This is a genomic window from Pseudomonas sp. TH32, assembly GCF_016650855.1.
Classification (GTDB): Bacteria; Pseudomonadota; Gammaproteobacteria; order Pseudomonadales; family Pseudomonadaceae; genus Aquipseudomonas.
Genome location: NZ_JAEKFA010000002.1, coordinates 3,817,921 through 3,839,340 on the forward strand (window position 1 = coordinate 3,817,921; position 21,420 = coordinate 3,839,340).

General features: G+C 59.1%; 22 protein-coding genes, 4 tRNA genes and 1 riboswitch. Of the genes, 8 read left to right on the top strand and 18 right to left on the bottom strand.

Annotated elements, in window-relative coordinates:
* Nucleotides 1–19: 19 nt before the first annotated feature.
* The 5 genes from flgD to JFV30_RS21075 form a co-directional block, all read right to left on the bottom strand.
* Entirely contained in the window at nucleotides 20–742 is a 723-nt protein-coding gene (flgD, locus tag JFV30_RS21055; RefSeq protein WP_201125093.1) for a flagellar hook assembly protein FlgD, read from the bottom strand.
* A gap of 16 nt (nucleotides 743–758) precedes the next feature.
* A complete protein-coding gene (flgC, locus tag JFV30_RS21060; protein ID WP_003214244.1) occupies nucleotides 759–1,211 on the bottom strand; it encodes a flagellar basal body rod protein FlgC in 453 nt (150 codons plus the stop codon).
* Nucleotides 1,212–1,214: 3 nt separating this feature from the next.
* A complete protein-coding gene (flgB, locus tag JFV30_RS21065; protein ID WP_003214246.1) occupies nucleotides 1,215–1,622 on the bottom strand; it encodes a flagellar basal body rod protein FlgB in 408 nt (135 codons plus the stop codon).
* A 340-nt stretch (nucleotides 1,623–1,962) separates the two neighbouring features.
* Nucleotides 1,963–2,790, bottom strand: coding sequence for a protein-glutamate O-methyltransferase CheR (cheR, locus tag JFV30_RS21070; protein ID WP_010165768.1), 828 nt, complete (start codon nucleotides 2,788–2,790; stop codon nucleotides 1,963–1,965).
* A 43-nt stretch (nucleotides 2,791–2,833) separates the two neighbouring features.
* The gene (locus tag JFV30_RS21075) at nucleotides 2,834–3,766 is read right to left on the bottom strand and encodes a chemotaxis protein CheV (protein ID WP_003214250.1); all 933 of its coding nucleotides are present in this window, start codon (nucleotides 3,764–3,766) and stop codon (nucleotides 2,834–2,836) included.
* 80 nt (nucleotides 3,767–3,846) lie between these two features.
* On the opposite strand from JFV30_RS21075, the gene flgA reads away from it, so the two are divergent.
* The 4 genes from flgA to JFV30_RS21095 all read left to right on the top strand — a co-directional run bounded on the left by flgA (nucleotide 3,847) and on the right by JFV30_RS21095 (nucleotide 6,438).
* Nucleotides 3,847–4,611: a flagellar basal body P-ring formation chaperone FlgA gene (gene flgA / locus JFV30_RS21080; RefSeq protein ID WP_201125094.1), complete on the top strand. Its 765-nt coding sequence runs from the start codon at nucleotides 3,847–3,849 to the stop codon at nucleotides 4,609–4,611.
* A gap of 142 nt (nucleotides 4,612–4,753) precedes the next feature.
* A complete protein-coding gene (flgM, locus tag JFV30_RS21085) occupies nucleotides 4,754–5,077 on the top strand; it encodes a flagellar biosynthesis anti-sigma factor FlgM (RefSeq protein ID WP_003214254.1) in 324 nt (107 codons plus the stop codon).
* 48 nt (nucleotides 5,078–5,125) lie between these two features.
* A complete protein-coding gene (locus JFV30_RS21090; protein ID WP_177042923.1) occupies nucleotides 5,126–5,593 on the top strand; it encodes a flagella synthesis protein FlgN in 468 nt (155 codons plus the stop codon).
* 95 nt (nucleotides 5,594–5,688) lie between these two features.
* Nucleotides 5,689–6,438, top strand: coding sequence for a flagellar brake protein (locus JFV30_RS21095; RefSeq protein WP_201125095.1), 750 nt, complete (start codon nucleotides 5,689–5,691; stop codon nucleotides 6,436–6,438).
* A 61-nt stretch (nucleotides 6,439–6,499) separates the two neighbouring features.
* Here the strand turns inward: JFV30_RS21095 and JFV30_RS21100 are convergent, their stop codons facing one another.
* Together JFV30_RS21100 and JFV30_RS21105 are read right to left on the bottom strand one after the other, a co-directional pair.
* Nucleotides 6,500–7,888 (bottom strand): MFS transporter, encoded by a 1,389-nt coding sequence (locus JFV30_RS21100; RefSeq protein WP_201125096.1) that lies wholly within the window; start codon nucleotides 7,886–7,888, stop codon nucleotides 6,500–6,502.
* Between the two features lie 343 nt (nucleotides 7,889–8,231).
* A tRNA-Arg gene (locus JFV30_RS21105) sits at nucleotides 8,232–8,308 on the bottom strand.
* A gap of 336 nt (nucleotides 8,309–8,644) precedes the next feature.
* Between JFV30_RS21105 and JFV30_RS21110 the strand changes: the two genes are divergently transcribed.
* The 3 genes from JFV30_RS21110 (at nucleotide 8,645) to JFV30_RS21120 (ending at nucleotide 9,835) form a co-directional block, all read left to right on the top strand.
* The gene (locus JFV30_RS21110; protein WP_201125097.1) at nucleotides 8,645–8,872 is read left to right on the top strand and encodes a hypothetical protein; all 228 of its coding nucleotides are present in this window, start codon (nucleotides 8,645–8,647) and stop codon (nucleotides 8,870–8,872) included.
* Nucleotides 8,873–8,892: 20 nt separating this feature from the next.
* Nucleotides 8,893–9,072, top strand: a complete 180-nt coding sequence (locus tag JFV30_RS21115; RefSeq protein WP_201125098.1) for a PA3371 family protein — start codon at nucleotides 8,893–8,895, stop codon at nucleotides 9,070–9,072.
* A gap of 436 nt (nucleotides 9,073–9,508) precedes the next feature.
* Nucleotides 9,509–9,835, top strand: a complete 327-nt coding sequence (locus JFV30_RS21120) for an Arc family DNA-binding protein (RefSeq protein WP_003175643.1) — start codon at nucleotides 9,509–9,511, stop codon at nucleotides 9,833–9,835.
* 104 nt (nucleotides 9,836–9,939) lie between these two features.
* Here the strand turns inward: JFV30_RS21120 and mgtE are convergent, their stop codons facing one another.
* From mgtE to ltaE, 8 genes are all read right to left on the bottom strand, one after another.
* Nucleotides 9,940–11,382, bottom strand: coding sequence for a magnesium transporter (gene mgtE, locus JFV30_RS21125; protein WP_010165747.1), 1,443 nt, complete (start codon nucleotides 11,380–11,382; stop codon nucleotides 9,940–9,942).
* 339 nt (nucleotides 11,383–11,721) lie between these two features.
* Nucleotides 11,722–11,798: transfer RNA gene (locus JFV30_RS21130), tRNA-Arg, on the bottom strand.
* Nucleotides 11,799–11,870: 72 nt separating this feature from the next.
* Nucleotides 11,871–11,947 (bottom strand) — tRNA-Arg (locus JFV30_RS21135).
* Nucleotides 11,948–12,055: 108 nt separating this feature from the next.
* A tRNA-Ser gene (locus JFV30_RS21140) sits at nucleotides 12,056–12,146 on the bottom strand.
* Between the two features lie 62 nt (nucleotides 12,147–12,208).
* Nucleotides 12,209–12,397 carry a carbon storage regulator CsrA gene (gene csrA, locus JFV30_RS21145; protein ID WP_002554426.1) on the bottom strand — a complete coding sequence of 63 codons (189 nt, stop codon included), beginning with the start codon at nucleotides 12,395–12,397 and terminating at the stop codon, nucleotides 12,209–12,211.
* 185 nt (nucleotides 12,398–12,582) lie between these two features.
* Nucleotides 12,583–13,824 (bottom strand): aspartate kinase, encoded by a 1,242-nt coding sequence (locus JFV30_RS21150; RefSeq protein ID WP_010165647.1) that lies wholly within the window; start codon nucleotides 13,822–13,824, stop codon nucleotides 12,583–12,585.
* A gap of 95 nt (nucleotides 13,825–13,919) precedes the next feature.
* Complete coding sequence (gene alaS / locus JFV30_RS21155; RefSeq protein WP_201125099.1) at nucleotides 13,920–16,538, bottom strand: alanine--tRNA ligase; 2,619 nt, start codon at nucleotides 16,536–16,538, stop codon at nucleotides 13,920–13,922.
* A gap of 146 nt (nucleotides 16,539–16,684) precedes the next feature.
* On the bottom strand, nucleotides 16,685–17,689 hold the full coding sequence (gene ltaE, locus JFV30_RS21160) for a low-specificity L-threonine aldolase (RefSeq protein ID WP_201125100.1): 1,005 nt from the start codon (nucleotides 17,687–17,689) through the stop codon (nucleotides 16,685–16,687).
* Between the two features lie 191 nt (nucleotides 17,690–17,880).
* Nucleotides 17,881–18,050: riboswitch (FMN riboswitch) on the top strand.
* A 114-nt stretch (nucleotides 18,051–18,164) separates the two neighbouring features.
* Between ltaE and JFV30_RS21165 the strand changes: the two genes are divergently transcribed.
* Nucleotides 18,165–18,674, top strand: a complete 510-nt coding sequence (locus tag JFV30_RS21165) for a 6,7-dimethyl-8-ribityllumazine synthase (protein WP_003214313.1) — start codon at nucleotides 18,165–18,167, stop codon at nucleotides 18,672–18,674.
* Between the two features lie 40 nt (nucleotides 18,675–18,714).
* On the opposite strand, the gene astE is transcribed toward JFV30_RS21165, so the two are convergent.
* From astE to astB, 3 genes are read right to left on the bottom strand one after another with little or no spacing between them, the layout of a single operon-like run.
* Nucleotides 18,715–19,719: a succinylglutamate desuccinylase gene (gene astE / locus JFV30_RS21170; RefSeq protein ID WP_201125101.1), complete on the bottom strand. Its 1,005-nt coding sequence runs from the start codon at nucleotides 19,717–19,719 to the stop codon at nucleotides 18,715–18,717.
* 11 nt (nucleotides 19,720–19,730) lie between these two features.
* On the bottom strand, nucleotides 19,731–20,021 hold the full coding sequence (locus JFV30_RS21175; protein ID WP_003214319.1) for a hypothetical protein: 291 nt from the start codon (nucleotides 20,019–20,021) through the stop codon (nucleotides 19,731–19,733).
* 23 nt (nucleotides 20,022–20,044) lie between these two features.
* Entirely contained in the window at nucleotides 20,045–21,391 is a 1,347-nt protein-coding gene (astB, locus tag JFV30_RS21180) for an N-succinylarginine dihydrolase (RefSeq protein WP_010165635.1), read from the bottom strand.
* Between the last annotated feature and the right edge of the window lie 29 nt (nucleotides 21,392–21,420).

The following is a 21,420-nucleotide window of genomic DNA, read 5'->3' on the forward strand; positions in this document are numbered from 1 at the left end:
TTGCCGTAGTTAGCCGGCTCTATGTACCGATAGTCTGAATTTGCGACAGCTTGATACTGCCCATGCCGCCCGCCAGGTTGAGCAGCATTTCGCCGCCGGTCTGGCTCAGAGTCACGCTTGTCACCGTTGCCGGCAGCGAGGTGGCCAGGGCAACCGCGTCACCCTTGTCATTCTTGGTAGTGGCATTGAAGGTGTAGGTGCCGGGAGGCGCGGTCTCGCCCGCATCGTTCTTGCCGTCCCAGACAAAGCTGGAATTGCCGACGCTCTGGGCGCCCATGTCGATGGTGCGAACGACGTTGCCGTCCTTGTCGGTGATCTTGACGGAGACGTTGCCCGTCGCCGCCGTCACCGCCACGGAACCGGTCATGCTCTTGCTGGTATCAACCATGGCCTTGTCGGTCTGGGTGATCACCGAGCGACCCACCAGCGACGAAGCCTGCAGCGCCTGCGAGGAGCTGAAGTTGCTGGAAATCGCGTTCACCGAGTCATTCAGGGTGTTGATGCCTTCCAGGCTACTGAACTGCGCCAGCTGTGCCACGAACGCGCCGTTGTCCTGGGGCGACAGCGGGTTCTGGTTTTTCAGCTGGGTTACCAGCAGTTGCAGGAACGCATCCTTGCCCAACGACTGGTTGCCGGTGGCGGCGCTGGAAACGCTGGAGACGTTGTCTGAAGCAGACTTGACCTTGGAATTGAAAAGGTCCTGGACCGCCGTGTTGGTCGAACTGGTATCAACAATGGCCATTATTTGGCGCCCCTTATCACTGACCCAGGGTCAGGACTTTCTGCATCATGGTTTTGGCGGTGTTCATCATTTCCGCATTGGTCTGGAACGAGCGGCTGGCGGAAATCATGTCGGCCATTTCCTCGACCACGTTGACGTTGGGGTAGTACACGTACCCTTTTTCGTTCGCGGCGGGGTGGTTCGGCTCGTAGCGGGCTTCGAGGTTGCTCTGGTCTTCGACCACACCGAGCACCTGCACGCCCTGGCCTGCGGCATCCTGGTTCTGGAACAGCGAGTCGCCGCTACCGCTCTGGCCACCCTGGCCGCCCTGGAACATGGTGGCGAACACCGGGTGCCGGGCGCGGTAGGTCTGGTCAATGCTCGACGACACGGTCTCGGCGTTGGCGATGTTACTGGCGACGGTGTTGAGGCGCGTGGTCTGCGCGCTCATGCCACTACCGGCAATATTGAAAACACTGGCGAGGGACATGGCTTACTCTCCACGCAGGGCTGACATCAGCCCTTTGAATTTGCTGTTGAGCAGGGTGAAGCTGGCCTGGAAGTTCACCGAGTTCTCGGCGTAGGCCGATTGCTCCAGCTGGGCGTCCACGGTGTTCTGGTCGATCGACGGTTGCATCGGCGTGCGATACAACAGCGACTCGTCACCATTGCCCAGGCCTTGCGCTTCGATATGACGGCTGTTGGTCATGTTCAGGGCGAAGGTGCCGTTCTTGGTCTTGTCTTGCTGTGCGGCGAGCACGGCAGAGAAGTCCAGGTCCCGAGCCTTGTAGTTCGGGGTGTCGGCGTTGGCAATATTGTTGGCCAGGACTTCGGCACGCTGGGCGCGGAAGCCCAGGGCTTGTTCGTGGATACCGAGCGCTTTATCGAAGCTGATGCTCATGGCGGAAACCTTTAGGGGCTGACCTGCTTTTCGTAACTAGGATTTAGCAAGGGCCATGCCAAGTTGCCTGAGCGCCGTAAATCAAGGGCTTGCGAGAGATTTGCCGGCGGCAATGCCAGAAAAGCGGCAAAGGGTTTCCGCGAAACGCCAGTAAAGCGGCAATGCCGGCTTGCCGCTTTGCGGCGGATGGCCGAAAAGGATATCAGGCCGTACACAAAAAAATGTGGGAGCGGGCTTGCTCGCGAATACGTTGGGTCAGTCGATGCATCTTTGACTGAAACTCCGCTTTCGCGAGCAAGCCCGCTCCCACATTTTGATCTTCACTCAGACTCAGACCGTGTTACTTGGCCTGGTAAATGATCCCCGGGCTGCACTGCACCATCTGGTAATGATCCGGCAAACCGTTCAGCGCCTCGGAAGCGCCGAGGAACAGGTAACCGCCACGCTTGAGGGTGCCGTGGATGCGCAACAGAATGTCTTTCTTCACCTCGGCCGAGAAGTAGATCAACACGTTGCGGCAAAACACCATGTCGAACTTGCCCAGGCTGGCATAACTGTCCAGCAGGTTGAACGAGCGAAACTCCACCCGGCTCTTGATCGGCGCCTTGACCGCCCAACGCCCCGCACCCTTAGGGTCGAAGAAACGCTGCAAACGCTCCGGGGACAACCCGCGCCCCAGTGCCAGGCTGTCGTATTCGCCGGTCTTGCAATTGGTGAGCATGGTGCCGGACAGGTCAGTGGCAACGATTTGCGCCCCGGCCTTCAGCTGGCCCATGTTGGTCCGCTCGAACTCGTCGATGGACATCGAAATCGAATACGGCTCCTGCCCCGACGAACAGGCCGCCGACCAGATGCGCAGGCGCTGGCCCGGGGCAGCCTTGATGGCCTCGGGCAACACCTTGTTCTTGAGCACCTCGAACGGATAGGTGTCGCGAAACCACAAGGTTTCGTTGGTGGTCATGGCATCGACCACCATCTCCTTGAGCCCGCTGCGCGGCTGGCCCTGGATCCGCTGCACCAACTCCCCGAGGGACTTGATGCCTTGCTGCTCCATCAGTTTGTTGAGACGGCTGGATACCAGGTACTGCTTGTTTTCACCGAGCAATATGCCACAGGCTTTTTCCAGGAAGACCCGGAACTGTTCGAAATCCAAATTACCCGTAGACAATGATACCGCCTCTTAAATCGTGTGACCGCCAGGGAAAAAGCCCCTAGCCGTGATCTGCTGCCTTGATCCGGTCAACTACCCGGGATGCCAGGTCATCAGGGCGGAACTTGGCCAGGAAGTCATCGGCACCGACCTTCTTGACCATCGCCTGATTGAATACACCGGACAACGAAGTATGCAGGATGATATGTAATTTTTGCATGCGTGGGTCGTTGCGTATCTCGGCCGTGAGGGTGTAGCCGTCCATTTCCGGCATCTCGATGTCGGAGATCATCATCAGGAATTCTTCTTCCGGCTTCTTGCCCTCATCCACCAGCTTGCGCAGGTAATCCAGGGCCTGGCGACCGTCATTGAGCGCCACCACTTCAACGCCAACCGTCTGCAGGCAACGGGACACCTGCTTGCGTGCCACCGAGGAGTCGTCCACCGTCAGCACCCGCAGCGAGATCGCCTTGTGCGCGGTCTCGGCGTCGACTACGCCGACCGATATCGCCTCGGAGGTCGGGGCCACTTCGGCGAGGATTTTCTCCACGTCGATGATTTCCACCAACTGGTTGTCGACCCGCGTCACGGCCGTGAGGTAGTGATCGCGGCCAGTGCCCTTGGGCGGCGGATGGATCTCTTCCCAGTTCATGTTGACGATGCGTTCCACCGAGCGCACCAGGAAACCCTGGGTCTTGGTGTTGTACTCGGTGATGATCACGAACGGACTTTCGCGGTCCTGCAAACCCGCCGAACCGGTGGCCATGGCCAGGTCAAGAATCGGGATGGTCGCGCCACGGATGTTCGCCACACCGCACACCACCGGGCTGGACTTGGGCATTATTGTCAGCTTGGGACACTGCAGCACTTCCCGCACCTTGAAGACGTTAATCCCGTAAAGCTGCTTGCCGTCCAGACGAAACAGCAGCAACTCCAGGCGATTCTGCCCCACCAGCTGTGTGCGCTGGTTTACTGAATCCATTACACCGGCCATGCCCAGACTCCTACGCTAAAACTTAGGGGTACGACGCGTACCCAACACTAAACGGCACGAGCTTTGCTTTTTTATTGGCCATGGACATCAAAACGACAGTTTCCCGACGCCCCCGATCCCCACAGTACCGCAGATTGCTCTGCGTCTCGATGGCGTTGCTTGCCTTGGCTGCGGGCCAACCGGCCCGTGCCAGTAACGTCACCTTGCCTGATCTGCTTATCGGCGTCACTCAAGGCTTTCTTGAGTTCACTGTAGAAGATTATCTGGCGACCACACAGACGCCCGGGCGCTATGAAATCCAGGTCAACCAGCTGGATCCGCGCCTGCGCATGCCGATGTGCGACAAGGAATTGACAGCCTCCCTGGAAAGCCCGGCCCAACCCATCGGGCGCGTGACCGTGAAGGTTCGCTGCGAAGGCGCCTCGCCCTGGACGGTGTTCGTGCCGGCCCAGGTCAAGCTGTTTCGTGACGTGGTGGTGGTGACCCGGCCGTTGAAACGCACCGGAATCATTGGTTACGAAGACGTTGCCATGCGTGAACGGGACATCAGCCTGATCACCCAGAGCTACCTCACGTCCGTTGACCAGGCGATCGGGCAGAAACTTACCCGACCAATGGTCACCGACCAGGTGATTACCCTGGTCAACCTTGAACAGGCCGAAGTGGTGCGCAAGGGCGACCAGGTGGTGATTTCCGCCAGCAGCGGCGGATTGAATGTAAAAATGCCCGGGGAAGCCCTGTCCAATGGCGGCATGAGTGAACAGATTCGCGTCAAGAACCTCAACTCCAACCGCGTGATCAAGGCCCGGGTGACGGCACCGGGGCAGGTTGAGGTGGCTTTATAGATCACTGGCATAGGACGCCAGCTTTTCCTACACTGTGCGCAAAGCAGCATCGCGTATAGGTTTATTGTCAATCGAGCCTAAAGTTTGTCCGGGTATGGCCGAAAACATGGCAAGCGTCCAAATACCCAGAGGTTTTTTTAACATGGTCATCGATTTCAGTCGTTTGAATAACGCCCTGCCAACGCCTGGTTCTTCGCGCACCAACGGTGCCAAAGACAGCGTTGAGGCCAAGTCCCAGCCTCTGCCTGCCAAGACAGAACAGGCCGGTGCCAGCCAAAGCGGGGAATCGGTACACCTGAGCAATGAGGCTCAACAGTTGCAGAAGGTCACTGACTCGCTGAGCGATCAGCCGGTTGTCAATAAAGCCCGCGTGGCCGAATTGAAGCAGGCGATTGCGGATGGCAGCTATAAGGTCGACAGCAACCGTGTAGCCAGCAAGCTGCTTAACTTCGAAGCCGAGCGCTAGGCAAAGGCCTGCGCCAGGCTTTTGGACGCTTAAACCCCAAGGCCAGCCATGCACGACGAAAACTTGCTACAACTGATCATTGAAGATTTGGCTCCCGCACAGCAGTTGCTGGAGTTACTTCGGGAAGAATCCCTGGCCCTGTTCGGCCGCGACATGCGCATGCTGGAAGAAATTCTGGCGCGCAAGCAATCGCTGATCGTCCTGCTGGAACAACACGGCAAGAAACGCAGCCAGATTCTCGTCAGCCTGGGCCTGCCTGCCGACCACAAAGGCCTGGAGCAACTCGCCAGCCACTCCACGGTCGGCGACCAGTTGCTGGCCCAGAGCAAAGAACTCAACCAGTTGCTGACCCTGTGCCAGGAGACCAACACCGTCAACGGCCAGGCGATCCAGCTTCAACAAGCCACGACCGCCAATCAGTTGCGTATCCTCCACGGCGGCGAGCCTCCGGCCCTCTACAATGCTCAAGGCTCCACTTCACGCCTGGCCAAGCCAAGCACCCGCAGCCAAGCCTGAAACCAGTTTAAGCGCGCCCTATCCAAGGCGCGCCACATGCTGGCAAAATGACTTCACTTGCGTGTAGTCGTATTTTGTCTGGAGATGGAAGAACCGTGTTCAACGCCCTTAACGCGGAAGATGCTCCGCAGCCACCCAAGGTACTCACCACGCCGCTGGAAATCGCTGGCACCTTGCGGATGCTGCAAGAGAGCCACGACCCGCTGATCATCACCTTCCACGAACGCAACCAGCGCTTTCAAAGCTACCTGGTCGAAGTCGACCGGGACAGCAAGTCGCTGGCCCTGGACGAAATGATCCCGCGTGACGGCGAACGCTACCTTAAGAATGGCGAAGCTTTCCGTATCGAAGGTTTTCACGATGGCGTGCGAGTGGCCTGGGAAAGCAACGGCACCCTGACCCTGGACGAAGCCCACGGCCACCGCGTTTATCGCGGCAGCATGCCCGACGAAGTGATTTACCATCAGCGCCGCAATGCGTTCCGCGCGGCGCTGAAGCTGGCGCAACTGGTGGGCGTCGAGCTGGGCGGTGAAAAACTCAAGGCCCCCATCGGCGGCAAGCTGCTGGATATTTCCGCCACCGGCTGCAAATTGCGTTTCGAAGGAGACATCTCCGAGCGCCTGCAACTGGGCCAGGTCTACGACCGCTTCATCGCCGCCCTGCCCTTTGGCAGCATGACCACCTCGGTGGAACTGCGCTACCTGCACTTCGAAGAAAGGATCAACACCACCTTCGCCGGCGTGCGCTTTCACAACATGAGCGGGCTGGTGCAGCGCCAGGTCGAGCGGTTTGTCTACCAACTGCAGCGTGAAGCGCGTCGGTTCGACAAGGACGACGATCTTTAAGCAGTCAAAGGTCGCGACAAAAAAACGGGCAGCTCCTTGAGGGAACTGCCCGTTTTTGCTTTCAGGGGCGCGCCCTGCTCAGGTCGTGAGGGTGATCATCCGGGTCCGGGTGCTCCGGGGGCTCGGTGACAGGTTCCTGCTCATCCACCACCGGCTCGGGATCGACCTCGGGCTCCGGGTCCGGAACGGCGGTCTGCATCTGCTCCTGCACCACCTGCTCATCCACACGCGGGTCCAGGCACGCCACCAGTGGCGAACTGGACATGCTGTCGGGCATTGCCACGTGGTGCAGGGGAGCGTCGTCCACCTGATGCAGGTTGGTGACCGCCTTCGGCCGGATGCGCCAGACCAGGATCAACGCACACAGGCTGAAAAACGCGTACAGCATGTGGCTGCCGAACAGCTTCATCACCACACCGGCCAACAGCGGCCCCACACTCGCGCCGACCCCGTAGGTCACCAGCAACATTGCCGTGAGCGACACCCGGCGATCGCCCTCGACGTGGTCATTGGAGAACGCCACGGCCAACGGATACAGGCAGAATTGCACCAGGGAGCAGAGAAAGCCCGCAACAAACAGCACTTCCAGCGGCACCTGGCTCATGATCGCCAGCGGCAGCGCGGCCACCGCCAGGCACAAGGCGAAGCAGCGGATCAACAATGCGCGGTCATAGCGGTCAGACAACCAGCCCAGCGGCCATTGCACCAGCAGCCCGGCGAAGATGCAGCTACCCATGAACAGACCGACCTGCTCGGTGGTCAGCCCTTGCTGCGAGGCATAGAGCGGCGCCAAACCATAGAACGAACCCACGATCAGCCCAGCACCCAACACGGTACTGAGGGACTGTGGCACCCGCTTGATAAAGAAACGCGGCTCCATCGGCGCCGGGTGCAGGGGCGCCGGGTGAATGCGGCGAGTCATCGCCACCGGTACCAGGCACAGTGCAAAACACAGCGCGACCAGCATCAGCAACTCAAGCCCCAATTGCGGGTGCATCACAAGAATCAGTTGGCCCAGCACCAGGCCCAGGTACGACGCGATCATGTAGCCGCTGAACACCACACCCCGCTGCTTGGCGTCTGCCTGCTCGTTGAGCCAGCTCTCGATGACCATGTACTGGCACATCATGCCGAGGCCGACAATCATCCGCAGCACGATCCAGGCCGGCAGCCAATTGATCAGCCCGTGCCCGAGCACCGCCGCGCCGACAATCCCGGCACAGGTGGCATACGCCCGGATATGCCCGACCCGGGCAATCAGGCGGTGACCGATCTTGCCCCCCAATACCAGGCCAAAATAGTTGGCCGCCATCAACGCACCGACCCACAGGCTGTCGACGTGGTCTGCCGCCAGGCGCAAGGCCAGGTAAGTACTGAGCAGGCCGGAGCCGATCAGCATCATCAAGGAGGCAAAATAAAGGGCTCGAAAAGATTTCCAGATCTGGCGCATCGGCGTTCCGAGCGGCTCCTTGCAGTGGGGGTTCAGGGCTACCGGAATGATAGTCCCGCGTCGTCGGGTCCGGACAGCCAAAACACGCGGTTGCCGGGGAATATTTTGCTCATGCCAATTGGCTACGTGTCAGACGCTCGACAATGACCTGCGAGGTACACGATGCAGACGAATACTTGCGTCGCCCCGCTCTTGCCTCCCGTGTGAACCTCAAACGCCGGCAAGGTTCGGTTGGTGTTTGAAAAGACTGGCGCACCTGGACGCCCAGCCACAAAAAAGCCCCGCCAGATAAATCTGATCGGGGCTCTCTGACGTTTCAGCCACTTGGGCAGCAACGATTATATGGTGTCCCAGGGCCGGTTCGAACGGCCAACCTTCCCCTTAGGAGGGGGATGCTCTATCCAATTGAGCTACTGGGACTAATGACAGCCAACCGGCAATGGGCGCGGCGACGGACGGCGTGCATGTTAACGGCGCAGGTGAATTTTGTCATGTCGTCCGTGGGCTTTTTGAGTGTAGGCCCATGCCTGGGGCTGCAACTTGTATTGCACCCAATGATTACGGGCAATCGCAGCCATCGTGCAAAATGCACTCCCCCAAAATGCCATCATTGCAAATTGCAACATGACACCAACCCGGACATTAATTAACTATTTGATTTTAAAGGATTTATTATCAAATAAAGACTGGCACGGCGCCTGCAATCCTTTATCCTACAAATACAGTCCGGCCCAGCCATCTGCGGAGAACATGCCCATGAACAGCGCACTTCTACTAGCCCTCAATACCGTTGCATTGGCTGCGCTGGTGATGTTCCATTTTCAATCCAACACCTCCGACGATGCAGCGCAAGTCAGCCAGGCGATCCCCCATCACCTGCAGCAACGCCCGCAATTGGCGGTCATGAAGCCGGACATGCAATCACCGCTGCAACTGACCCAGGGCACCCAAGCTGCCCCTTCGACTGAACACTGGGTTTTCTGAACCGCTTACCGGAGTATTCCATGACCAAGCCCGCCTGGCTGTTTCTGACACTGGCCCTGGCCTGCGCCGGCCTCGGCCTGAACGTATTGTCGCAAGACCTGCAGACCGTCTCTTTCGTCGCCGCCGGTGTGTTTGGCAGCCTGTGGGTACTGGCAATCGTCATTGGTCGCCGCATCAAATTCGACCCCGTACTGCGCTGAATCTCCCCGCTCGTCGCCCTTCCGAAACTAGCTGCCACCTACCGGATCATTCGTCCGGGCAGCTGACCATATGTCGCTCCGCCCTCGTAAATTGGCAATTTGCCACTAATCTTAAAGTTAAGGGCAAAAGGCCATATTGCTATAGGATGTGCGCCCGAAAAGCCTTTTGCGCCTAGGGCCCACGGCCTAGCCCCCTGTTTGGGTGCAACCGTGGAAAAGTTTTCCAACCAGTCCGCAAATTTTGAAATGAGTACTGGCATAAAGCCGGTAGCCGGTTCAATATTTGTCACAGAATTGACGCCAAGGAACTGGCAAATCTGAGGCATGATGCGGCCTCTTTGCAATTCAGGTTGAACATTTGGCAGCAAGCCTTGTCCTAACATTCATCTTGCGGCCAATTCCAAAAACCGCTCCCCTGAACTAACCGGTTAAATATATGCGCCCATTGAAACAGGCAATTTATTCCAGCCGTACGGCTGACAAGTTCGTCGTACGTCTGCCAGACGGAATGCGGGAACGCATTGCCGAGGTGGCTCGCAATCATCACCGCAGCATGAACTCCGAAATCATCGCACGCCTGGAACAAAGCCTGATTCAGGAAGGTGCGCTGGGCGACGAGCTGAGCATGCGCCTGGACAGCCCCGAGCTGTCACTGCACGAACGCGAACTGCTGCAGCGTTTTCGTCAGCTCTCCCACCGCCAGCAAAATGCTCTCGTCTCGCTTATTGCACATGACGTTGAGGCAGCCGCAGAAGCCAACTGATTGGCAACCGAAAGCTGAAAGCCAGCCATGCGCTGGCTTTTTTTTGCCTGTGATTTGGTAAAGAAAGGATCAAGGGGCACAAGCCCCCTGATCGGGAGAAGGGATCAAAGCAGGAAGATGGTGGCCAAGCCCAGGAAGATGAAGAAGCCGCCACTGTCAGTCATGGCCGTGATCATCACACTGGCGCCCATGGCCGGGTCTCGCCCGAGGCGCACCAGGGTCATTGGAATCAGCACCCCCATCAGGGCCGCCAGCAGCAGGTTAAGCGTCATGGCCGCGGTCATGACCACCCCGAGCGACCAGCTGCCATACAGCAGGTACGCCACGATACCGATGACACCACCCCACACCAGGCCATTGATCAGCGCGACCGCAAGTTCCTTGCGCATCAACCGCTTACCGTGCCCGGTGCCCACCTGATCCAGCGCCATGGCACGTACGATCATGGTGATGGTCTGGTTACCCGAGTTACCGCCAATACCCGCCACAATCGGCATCAGTGCGGCCAAGGCCACGAGCTTCTCGATGGAGCCCTCGAACAGGCCGATGACCCGTGAAGCAATAAACGCGGTAATCAAATTGACCGCCAGCCAGGCCCAGCGGTTACGCAGGGATTTCCAGACTGACGCAAAAATGTCTTCTTCTTCCCGCAGACCCGCCATGTTGAGGACTTCGCTTTCGCTCTCCTCACGAATCAGGTCGACCATTTCATCGATGGTCAGACGGCCGATCAGCTTGCCGTTCTTGTCGACCACCGGGGCCGAGATCAAGTCATAACGCTCGAACGCCTGAGCGGCATCGTAAGCGTCTTCGTCGGGATGGAAACTCACCGGGTCACTGGCCATGACGTCCGCGACTTTCTTCTCCGGGTCATTGACCAGCAGGCGCTTGATCGGCAGCACACCCTTGAGAATGCCCTCGTAATCGACCACGAACAGCTTGTCGGTATGGCCTGGCAGCTCCTTGAGGCGGCGCAGGTATCGCAAAACCACTTCCAGGCTGACGTCTTCGCGGATGGTGACCATCTCGAAGTCCATCAGCGCACCGACTTGCTCCTCGTCATAGGACAACGCGGAGCGCACACGCTCACGCTGTTGGCCGTCGAGGGTTTCCATCAGCTCATGGACGACGTCACGCGGCAGCTCGGAAGCCAGGTCAGCGAGTTCGTCGGCATCCATGTCCTTGGCAGCAGCCAGGAGCTCATGATCGTCCATGTCGGCGATCAGGGTTTCACGGACCGAGTCGGATACTTCGAGGAGAATGTCGCCGTCGCGATCAGCCTTGACCAACTGCCAGAGGGTCAGGCGATCATCAAGCGGCAAGGCTTCGAGGATGTAGGCGACGTCGGCGGAGTGCAGGTCATCGAGCTTGCGTTGCAGCTCGACGAGATTTTGCCGGTGAACCAGGTTCTCGACCCGGTCATGATTCGGGCCTTCCTGGCGATGCGTCAGGTCTTCGACCACGCGCTGGCGCTGCAGCAGCTCAACGACTTGAGCCAGGCGATCCTGCAGGCTTTCTTGTGTTTTCTTTACTTCAACTTCGGTCATAGGCGAACTCCACTCCCAGCAGCGGGGCACGCCGGAAGGATCAATCAGTCAATTCATGATTGGTAAAACGGGGTACTGAGTAACTACTGGGTAAGTCCATGGAGGTGTTCCACAAGCCCCGGCGGGGCTGACGGGCGCAATGATACACCGGGCGGCCGCTTTTAACGTCAAAAAACTGGAAAGAACAAGCGCTTGCGACACAAAGCTGAGCATTGGCCGCAGATATGAACTGCGACGACGCAGCCCGAAAGGAAAACACATGGGCAGGAGAAAAAGTCGCCACGGGAAATAAAAACCCCAGACGGCAAAAAGCCCGCGCTAGGCGGGCTTTTTGTTGTTTGGTGCACTCGACAGGATTCGAACCTGTGACCGCTCGGTTCGTAGCCGAGTACTCTATCCAGCTGAGCTACGAGTGCAGATTGTGTTTTTAGACCAGATCACAACTGGTTGAAGCCAAGCTACCTGCATTGCTGCAACTAACTCTTAAATGGTGCACTCGACAGGATTCGAACCTGTGACCGCTCGGTTCGTAGCCGAGTACTCTATCCAGCTGAGCTACGAGTGCATTTGTTGCCGCGCATTATAGGCCGTTCAATCTCTATGTAAAGCTATTTTTTCGTTTAGTTTCAACAACTTAGCGAAAAAACCAGATTGCAACGTACTAAGCAAATAATGGCGGAGAACGGGGGATTCGAACCCCCGACACCCTTTTGAGGTGTACTCCCTTAGCAGGGGAGCGCCTTCGGCCACTCGGCCAGCTCTCCGCAACACGGGGCGTATATTAACCAGCTTCATCCCCGTTTGCAAACATAAAAAACGATAAAAATTAATGGCTTGGTTCTTCGTCCTTCTCTTTCTTGATCCGCAGGTAGATTTCCTCGCGGTGGACAGCCACCTCTTTCGGAGCGTTAACCCCGATACGCACTTGATTGCCTTTGACGCCGAGCACGGTCACGGTGATTTCGCCATCACCAATAATCAGGCTTTCTGCGCATCGACGAGTCAGAATCAGCATACCTTTCTCCTCACGCATTTCATTTCGGGAACAACAGTCTGCAAAAAAAGGCATTCGACCTACAACCAAATGGCCGTAGCCCTACCCGCCTAAGTATTGTCGAGCACAGGTAAAAGAACAGGTCTTCACCACGCACCCGGCAAAAAAATGAAAGGCGCGGATAACCGCGCCTTCCTGGCAACGCATCACTCGCCCTGTCGGGCCGGAGCGTCCAGCTCAAACGCGGTATGCAATGCGCGTACAGCCAGTTCCAGGTACTTCTCTTCGATCACCACCGACACCTTGATTTCCGACGTGGAGATCATCTGGATGTTGATGCTTTCCTTGGCCAGGGCTTCGAACATGCGGCTGGCAACACCCGCATGGGAACGCATGCCCACGCCCACGATCGACACCTTGGCAATCTTGGTATCGCCAACCACTTCACGGGCGCCAATCTCGCTCGCGGTGTTCAACAACACCTTCTGCGCCGCATCGTACTCGTTGCGGTGCACGGTGAAGGTGAAATCGGTGGTGTTATCGTGCGCAACGTTCTGCACAATCATGTCGACTTCAATGTTTTCGCCGCTGATTGGCCCGAGAATCTTGAAGGCCACGCCCGGGGTGTCTGGCACGCCACGGATGGTCAGCTTGGCTTCATCGCGGTTAAAAGCGATGCCGGAAATGATCGGCTGTTCCATGGATTCCTCTTCATCAATAGTAATGAGGGTGCCCGGACCCTCCTTGAAGCTGTGCAGTACGCGCAGCGGAACGTTGTACTTGCCGGCAAACTCAACGGCACGGATCTGCAACACCTTGGAACCGAGGCTGGCCATTTCCAGCATCTCTTCAAAGGTGATCTTGTCCAGGCGCTGGGCCACGGACACAACCCGTGGGTCGGTGGTGTAGACGCCATCCACATCGGTGTAGATCTGGCATTCGTCAGCCTTCAGGGCTGCCGCCAGCGCCACGCCGGTGGTGTCGGAACCACCACGACCAAGGGTGGTGATGTTGCCGTGCTCGTCGACGCCCTGGAAACCGGCGACAACCACCACACGACCGGCCTTCAGGTCAGCGCGAATCTTCTGGTCATCAATCTGCAGAATGCGCGCCTTGGTGTGGGCGCTATCCGTCAGAATGCGGACCTGGTTGCCAGTGTAGGACACCGCCGGCACACCACGCTTGTTCAGCGCCATGGCCAGCAACGCGATGGTCACCTGCTCACCGGTGGAAATGATCACATCCAGCTCACGGGGAACCGGTTGTTGATCGCCACTGATTTGCTTGGCCAGATCGATCAGGCGATTGGTCTCGCCGCTCATGGCCGACAGCACCACCACCAGGTCATCGCCGGCATCGCGGAATTTCTTAACCTTGTCGGCGACCTGCTCGATTCTTTCGACAGAGCCGACCGAGGTGCCTCCAAATTTCTGTACGATCAAAGCCATTTCTAAGCCGCCTCAGCCCGTAAAGGGGCGCCTATTATTCAATCAACCAGCACTGACCGAGCCCGTGACTAGACCACGAGCTCATTAACAGCGTCTTAAATACCTGCCTCGACAAACGGCACGGTCAGGGCCAGGGCCGCGTCCAGGGCACCGGCGTCTACACCACCGCCTTGCGCCATGTCCGGACGACCACCGCCCTTCCCGCCCACTGCCGCGGCGGCTTGCTTCATCAAATCACCGGCCTTGAGTTGGCCAGTCAGGTCCTTGGTTACACCGGCAACCAGAACGACCTTATCCTCATGGACACTGCCGAGCAGGATCACTGCGCGGCCGAGCTTGTTCTTCAACTGATCGACCAAGGCCAACAGCGCCTTGCCATCCTGACCGTCCAGGCGCACAGCCAGGACCTTCACGCCTTTGACGTCCAGGGCGGAAGCCGACAGGTCATCGCCCGCCGCGCTGGCCGCCTTGGCCTGCAACTGCTCCAGCTGTTTTTCCAGCTGACGGTTGCGCTCCAGTACACCGGAGAGCTTGTCGATCAGGTTGTCGCGGCTGCCCTTGACCAGGCTGGCCGCTTCCTTGAGTTGTTCTTCAGCCGCATTGAGGTAGGCCAGGGCCGCAGCACCAGTGACCGCTTCAATACGACGCACGCCGGAAGCCACACCGCCTTCGCTGATGATTTTCAGCAGGCCGATGTCGCCGGTACGGCTGGCGTGGATACCGCCGCACAGCTCCACCGAGAAGCTGCCGCCCATGCTCAGCACGCGCACTTCGTCGCCGTACTTCTCACCAAACAGCGCCATGGCGCCCTTCTTCTTGGCGGTCTCGATGTCGGTTTCTTCGGTTTCCACCGGAGTGTTCTTGCGAATCTCGGCGTTGACGATGTCTTCCAGGGCCTTCAACTGCTCAGGCTTGATCGCCTCGAAATGACTGAAGTCAAAGCGCAGGCGCTGGCTGTCCACCAACGAACCTTTCTGCTGCACATGCTCACCCAATACCTGACGCAACGCGGCGTGCAGCAAGTGAGTGGCAGAATGGTTCAAGGCAGTTGCATGCCGTACGTCGGCATCTACCTGAGTGTCCACCGGCGCACCGACGGTCAGGTTGCCCAGCACCAGCACGCCGTGGTGCAGGAACGCACCGCCGGTCTTGGTGGTGTCGCGCACATCAAAACGACCGGAGGTCGAGCTCAGGAAACCACAGTCACCGACCTGGCCACCGGATTCGGCGTAGAACGGGGTCTGGTCGAGGACCACAACCGCCTCGTCACCCTCGTTCAGCACGTCGACCGACTTGCCATCCTTATAGATAGCCACGATCTTGGCCGAGCCAACGGTGGCCTCATAACCAATGAACGAAGTGGCTACATCAACCTTTACCAGCGTGTTGTAGTCCAGGCCAAAAGAACTGGCGGAACGGGCACGGACGCGCTGGGCTTCCATCTCACGCTCAAAGCCTGCTTCGTCGATGGTCAGCTCGCGCTCGCGGGCGATGTCGGCGGTCAGGTCCATCGGGAAACCGTAGGTGTCGTACAGCTTGAACACCACGTCGCCCGGCACCACGGTGCCTTTGAGCTCAGCCAGGTCCTGTTCGAGGATCTTCAGGCCGTGCTCCAGGGTCTTGGAGAACTGCTCTTCTTCAGCCTTGAGCACGCGTTCGATGTTGGCTTGCTGCTGCTTGAGTTCCGGGAAGGCATCGCCCATCTCGGCCACCAGCGCGGCAACGATCTTGTAGAAGAAGCTGCCGGTAGCGCCCAGCTTGTTACCGTGACGGCAGGCGCGACGGATGATGCGGCGCAGCACATAGCCACGGCCTTCGTTCGACGGCAGCACACCGTCGGCAATCAGGAAGCCGCAGGAACGGATGTGGTCCGACACGACCTTGAGCGACGACTGATTGTCGTTGGCGCAGCCAATGGCCGCAGCCGAAGCGCTCAGCAGGTTGGTGAACAGGTCGATCTCGTAGTTGGAGTGAACGTGCTGCATCACCGCACTGATCCGCTCCAGGCCCATGCCGGTGTCGACCGACGGGGCTGGCAGCGGATGCAACACGCCATCGGCGGTGCGGTTGAACTGCATGAACACGTTGTTCCAGATTTCGATGTAGCGGTCGCCGTCTTCTTCCGGCGAGCCCGGTGGGCCACCCCAGATGTCGGCGCCGTGATCGTAGAAGATCTCGGTGCAGGGGCCGCACGGGCCGGTATCGCCCATGGTCCAGAAGTTGTCGGAGGCGTAAGGCGCGCCTTTGTTGTCGCCGATGCGAATCATGCGCTCAACCGGCACACCGATCTGCTGGGTCCAGATGTCGTAGGCTTCGTCATCAGTGGCGTAGACGGTCACCCAGAGCTTTTCCTTCGGCAGCTTCAGCACGCCGGTCAGGAAGGTCCAGGCGAAGGTGATCGCATCTTTCTTGAAATAGTCGCCGAAGCTGAAGTTACCCAGCATCTCGAAGAAGGTGTGGTGGCGGGCGGTGTAGCCCACGTTTTCCAGGTCGCTGTTCTTGCCGCCGGCGCGTACGCACTTCTGGCTGCTGGTGGCGCGGGTGTAGGCGCGCTTTTCCTGGCCCAGGAAGCAGTCCTTGAACTGGTTCATCCCCGCGTTAGTGAACAGCAGGGTTGGGTCATTGCCTGGGATCAAGGAGCTGGAGGCGACACGGGTGTGACCTTGCTCTTCGAAGAAGCGAAGGAAGGCTTCACGGATTTCTGCGCTTTTCATTAGGTTCTTCCACGGAGGCTGCGGCCAAAGGCCAGTGCTAAACGTCATCAGACGGAGCGACGGCAAAGGGCCGCATTATATCGGCCCTTTGCCCGTGGTACAGCGTGTTTATGTGATAGAAACAGTCAATTAGACGGTCTGCACTGTCATTTTCGGGAAAACTCGACGAATGTCGCGAGCACTTGCTCCATCTGTGCCCGATTGACGTCCAGGTGAGTGACCATGCGCAGGCGCGGCGCGGCGCTCAACTTGATCCCGCGCTCGGCGGCAAACGCCTTCAAGGCCTGGGCCCGATCACCGATATCGACGTAGACCATGTTGGTCTGCACCGGCTCCACTGTGTAACCCGCCTTGCGCAGTTCATCTCCCAGCCATTGGGCATTGGCATGGTCGTCGGCCAGGCGCTGAACCTGGTGGTCCAGGGCATACAGCCCCGCCGCCGCCAACGAACCGGCCTGGCGCATGCCGCCACCGACCATCTTGCGCAAACGGCGGGCCTTGGCGATCAAGGCCGTGGAGCCGCACAACACCGAGCCGATCGGCGCACCCAGGCCCTTGGACAGGCACACCGACACCGAATCGAAGTGCTGGGCAATCTCCCGCGCATCCACACCCAGCTTGACCGCAGCGTTATAAAGCCGCGCGCCGTCGAGGTGCAAGGCCAGGCCGTGTTCCCGGGTAAATGCCCGCGCAGCCGCCAGGTATTCAAGGGGCAGGACTTTGCCCTGCATGGTGTTTTCCAGCGCCAGCAAACGGGTGCGGGCGAAGTGGAAGTCGTCCGGCTTGATCGCCGCCAGCACCTGCTCAAGGTTCAGGGAACCGTCAGCCTGCACTTCCAGGGGCTGAGGCTGGATCGAACCCAGTACTGCCGCGCCGCCGCCTTCGTATTTGTAGGTGTGGGCCTGCTGACCGACGATGTATTCCTCGCCCCGCTCGCAGTGCGCCATCAACGCAAGCAAGTTGCTCATGGTGCCGGTGGGCACGAACAACGCGGCGGCAAAACCCAAGCGCTTGGCCAGTTCGGCTTCCAGGCGGTTGACGCTCGGGTCTTCGCCGTAGACGTCGTCGCCACTGGCCGCAGTCGCCATCGCGTCGAGCATGCCTGGGGTCGGTTGGGTCACTGTGTCGCTGCGCAGGTCAATCACGGTCATCAAACTAGCCTCTAGCGGATTTGGGGCGTTTCTTGTGTTAACGATTACTGCGGGCAAACCCGCGGAATATCAAGCCCCGTGCTTGCACAATCGAATACCAACCAAACAAACCGATATAGGTTATCGATAAACCAACCGTGCAGTTTCTGAAAAACCATGATAAAAACTCTCCGCCGCCAGGGTTCTGGCGGCAACGTTCTCAGGGCGGGGTGTAATTCCCCACCGGCGGTAATTGCACGCAACGTGCATAGCCCGCGAGCGCTTGGCGCCTCGAACTGCCTCGGCAGGACGGCGACAAGGTCAGCAGACCCGGTGTGATCCCGGGGCCGACGGTCATAGTCCGGATGAAGAGAGAACGGGATTGGCACCTAAGGGCCGAACGCTGGATTTCATGCTCGCATGACCCGGCTGTCCGTACCCTTAAATCCCATTCGATTCATATCGCCCTGTTTTTTTCTTAAACAGGAGTCAGAACATGCAACCCACCGCAATCGACAGCAAAAGCAAAAACCATCACGGCGAGCGCGTCGCGTTTATCCAGGCCTGCTGGCACAAGGATATTGTCGATCAGAGCCGTAAAGGCTTCCTCGCCGAAATGATCGCCCAGGGCTACCAGGAATCGGACATCGATTTCTTTGAAGTCGGCGGCGCCTTTGAAATGCCCCTGCACGCCAAGCTGCTGGCCAAGTCCGGCCGTTATGCCGGTATCGTCGCGGCCGCCCTGGTGGTGGACGGCGGGATCTACCGTCACGAGTTCGTTGCTCAGTCAGTGGTCAGCGGCCTGATGCAGGTTCAACTGGAAACCGAAGTGCCGGTGTTCTCGGTATCCCTGACCCCGCATCACTTCCACGCGGGCAGCGAGCACCACACCTTCTTTTATGAGCACTTCGTGCACAAGGGCCAGGAAGCGGCACGCACCTGCGCCGACACCCTGCACAAGGTTCGCGCGCTGCGTCGCAATGAGCCACGAGCTCTAGCGGTTTAAGCAGCATAAAAAACCCGGTGTAAAAACCGGGTTTTTTCATTCAGGCAAGGCCAACATCCGAGGTCGGCACAATCAATATCCCGGCTCGCAAGCCATTCTTGACCTTCGGGTTCGGGAAGATGATGCGCGCGCCCTCCTCCTCGATGACCCAGCGGGTCTTGGCAATGTCTTCGGCCAGCAGGTAACCCTTCTCCAACTCCGAAAAGTTTTCCACGTCGGCCGGCAAATGCAGGACGAAGGTATCGCTGTGCTTGATCACTTCCCGGGAGACGCTGAACAGCTTCAGGCCGTCCAGGCTCTCGGTGGCCGGCTCGTTGCCTTCGATGATCTGCTTGAGGCGCGCCTCCAGGCGGGACACGTCCACGCCCTGGTTCTGCCCGAACGGCCGAGCCTTGCCCAGCTCCAGGGTGAAGGACTCGGCCTCCAGCTGCTCGTAAGTGAACGCCGTGAAGGTGATCGAGGTCTTGTTCTGCAACAACACCGCTTCCATGCCGGCAGCTCGCAGGCGCGCCAGTTCGCGGCGTGAATGCTGGCGACCGTCCTTCCACGGGTACAGCGCGAACTGCTCGATCTTCGAGCCACGAATGGCGGTGTGCAGGTCGTAATGCAAACGGCTACGCCCCGGCACGCTGAAGAACGTGCGGGCCAACTGCTCAAGCTCGGCAGCGCGCATGGCTTCAGGGCCGATGTTTTGCTCGTGACGGCCGTTGAACAGCCGGTTGACGTCCAGTTCGAGATAACGCTCGCCGCGGCGCATGGCCTCGGGGTTACCGAACAGGAACAGAATACGGGTACGGGGCTTGATCTCCCCGCGGGCAATGCCATGCAGCAAGCGGTCGGCCAATTCGATCGGCGCGGTTTCATTGCCATGGATGCCGGACGACAACAGCAGGTCGCCGCCGTTGTCCCGCGCCTCAGGAGGCCGCACTTCCAGCGCGCCCTCGCTGAGCCAGCGCAGTTGCACGCCGTCGACAGTCAGTTGAATTTTTTGCGCCGGTTCGCGACCGGCGAGGGTCAGTTCAAGCAGTTTGCCGAGGGCGAGCATAAGCAGCTTCCTTAGTGGTTGCAGCCAGGACCGTGGACGTGATCGTCGTCATCACCTTCAACGTCGGCCGGTTCCATTTCCAGTTGCAGGCTCATCAGGTTGGTGGCCAATGGGCGCATCAGCAGGTTGGCGTATTCGGCGTCGCCTTCTTCCACGTCCACGCCGATCAGCAGTTGGCCGCGGCCGTCGTGCTGGATCCAGATCTCCTTGCCCTGCCAGACCACGGCGACGCGGGTGCAGGAAGTTTCCAGCTGGGTGCCGTCGGTGTCTTCAAGGATCAGTTTCAGGGTGTCGGTGGTCATAAATAGTTCTCAGCCGTGCGGCGTTAATTGATCTGGAAAGGATAAACCGAGCCCAGTTTAAGGATTTGCGTCAGTTCATCCAGTGCCGTCCGGCACTCAAGCAGCAATTGCGGGTCAGCCAGGTCGGTTTCCCGCAGGCTGTCGCGGTAGTGCTTGTCGACCCATTGGGTGAGCGTGTCGTACAACGGCGCCGTCATGATAACCCCTGGGTTGACCGCCGCCAGTTCGGTTTCATTCAAGGCCACGCGCAAGCGCAGGCACGCGGGGCCACCGCCGTTCTGCATGCTTTGCTTGAGGTCGAAGACTTTGACTTCGCGGATCAGCCCGCCGGAAGACGTCAGGCCTTGCAGGTACTGCCAGACGCGCTCGTTGGCGCGGCATTCTTCCGGCACGATCAGCAGCATCGAGCCGTCGGCGCGGGTCAGCAACTGGCTGTTGAACAGGTAGGAACGCACCGCGTCTTCCACACCGACCTGGGCCCGGGGCACGCAGATCGATTGGAAATTGCCGCCAAGCTTGCCGAGTTTGCCCTGCAGTTCGCCGAGCATCTGTTCGGTATTGAGGAACGCATCCTCGTGATAGAACAGCACTTCGCCGTTGCCCACCGCGATCACATCGTTGTGAAACACGCCGGCATCAATCACCGCCGGGTTCTGCTGGGCGTAGACCACGCCGTCATCCCGCAGGCCGTGCAAACGGGCGACCGCCTGGGAAGCTTCGAGGGTCTGGCGCGCCGGGTACTTTTGCGGCGCCGGGTAGCGGGTATCGAACGCGCTGCGGCCGAACACGAAAAACTCTACGCCCGCCTCGCCATAGTCACGGCAGAAACGGGTGTGGTTGGCCGCGCCTTCGTCGCCGAACTGCGCCACTGCCGGCAAGGCCGCGTGGTGGGCGAAGTGTTTTTGATCGGCAAACATCGCCCCCAGCACGCGGCTGGTGGTCGGGTGTTCGATGCTGCGGTGGTATTTGCAGTTGAGGTTGGCGGCAGTGAAATGCACGCGGCCATCAGCGGTGTCGGCACTTGGGCTGACAGTCGCGGCATTGGCCACCCACATGCTCGACGCCGAGCAGCTGGCGACCAGCAACGGCATGGCCTGCCTGGCCGCCTGCTGGATGACTTGCGCGTCGGTGCCGGCAAAGCCGAGGCTGCGCAAGGCGGCCACATCAGGACGCTCCTGGGGCGCCAGCACACCTTGTACGAAGCCCATTTCCATCAGGGCTTTCATCTTCGCCAGGCCCTGCAACGCCGCTTCCTTCGGGTTCGAAGACTGCTGGCTGTTGCTCTGGGACGCGACGTTGCCGTAGGACAAACCGCCGTAGTTATGGGTCGGCCCCACGAGACCGTCAAAATTGACTTCACAGGATTTCATCGGCGAGGCTCCACGAACATCTGTATTTT

Excerpts from the sequence above, each read along its gene's own strand:
- flgD (WP_201125093.1), bottom strand. The coding sequence starts at position 742 with ATGGCCATTGTTGATACCAGTTCGACCAACACGGCGGTCCAGGACCTT.
- flgC (WP_003214244.1), bottom strand. The coding sequence starts at position 1,211 with ATGTCCCTCGCCAGTGTTTTCAATATTGCCGGTAGTGGCATGAGCGCG.
- flgB (WP_003214246.1), bottom strand. The coding sequence starts at position 1,622 with ATGAGCATCAGCTTCGATAAAGCGCTCGGTATCCACGAACAAGCCCTG.
- JFV30_RS21075 (WP_003214250.1), bottom strand. The coding sequence starts at position 3,766 with ATGGCCGGTGTAATGGATTCAGTAAACCAGCGCACACAGCTGGTGGGG.
- flgA (WP_201125094.1), top strand. The coding sequence starts at position 3,847 with ATGGACATCAAAACGACAGTTTCCCGACGCCCCCGATCCCCACAGTAC.
- flgM (WP_003214254.1), top strand. The coding sequence starts at position 4,754 with ATGGTCATCGATTTCAGTCGTTTGAATAACGCCCTGCCAACGCCTGGT.
- JFV30_RS21090 (WP_177042923.1), top strand. The coding sequence starts at position 5,126 with ATGCACGACGAAAACTTGCTACAACTGATCATTGAAGATTTGGCTCCC.
- JFV30_RS21100 (WP_201125096.1), bottom strand. The coding sequence starts at position 7,888 with ATGCGCCAGATCTGGAAATCTTTTCGAGCCCTTTATTTTGCCTCCTTG.
- JFV30_RS21110 (WP_201125097.1), top strand. The coding sequence starts at position 8,645 with ATGAACAGCGCACTTCTACTAGCCCTCAATACCGTTGCATTGGCTGCG.
- JFV30_RS21115 (WP_201125098.1), top strand. The coding sequence starts at position 8,893 with ATGACCAAGCCCGCCTGGCTGTTTCTGACACTGGCCCTGGCCTGCGCC.
- JFV30_RS21120 (WP_003175643.1), top strand. The coding sequence starts at position 9,509 with ATGCGCCCATTGAAACAGGCAATTTATTCCAGCCGTACGGCTGACAAG.
- mgtE (WP_010165747.1), bottom strand. The coding sequence starts at position 11,382 with ATGACCGAAGTTGAAGTAAAGAAAACACAAGAAAGCCTGCAGGATCGC.
- csrA (WP_002554426.1), bottom strand. The coding sequence starts at position 12,397 with ATGCTGATTCTGACTCGTCGATGCGCAGAAAGCCTGATTATTGGTGAT.
- JFV30_RS21150 (WP_010165647.1), bottom strand. The coding sequence starts at position 13,824 with ATGGCTTTGATCGTACAGAAATTTGGAGGCACCTCGGTCGGCTCTGTC.
- alaS (WP_201125099.1), bottom strand. The coding sequence starts at position 16,538 with ATGAAAAGCGCAGAAATCCGTGAAGCCTTCCTTCGCTTCTTCGAAGAG.
- ltaE (WP_201125100.1), bottom strand. The coding sequence starts at position 17,689 with ATGACCGTGATTGACCTGCGCAGCGACACAGTGACCCAACCGACCCCA.
- JFV30_RS21165 (WP_003214313.1), top strand. The coding sequence starts at position 18,165 with ATGCAACCCACCGCAATCGACAGCAAAAGCAAAAACCATCACGGCGAG.
- astE (WP_201125101.1), bottom strand. The coding sequence starts at position 19,719 with ATGCTCGCCCTCGGCAAACTGCTTGAACTGACCCTCGCCGGTCGCGAA.
- JFV30_RS21175 (WP_003214319.1), bottom strand. The coding sequence starts at position 20,021 with ATGACCACCGACACCCTGAAACTGATCCTTGAAGACACCGACGGCACC.
- astB (WP_010165635.1), bottom strand. The coding sequence starts at position 21,391 with ATGAAATCCTGTGAAGTCAATTTTGACGGTCTCGTGGGGCCGACCCAT.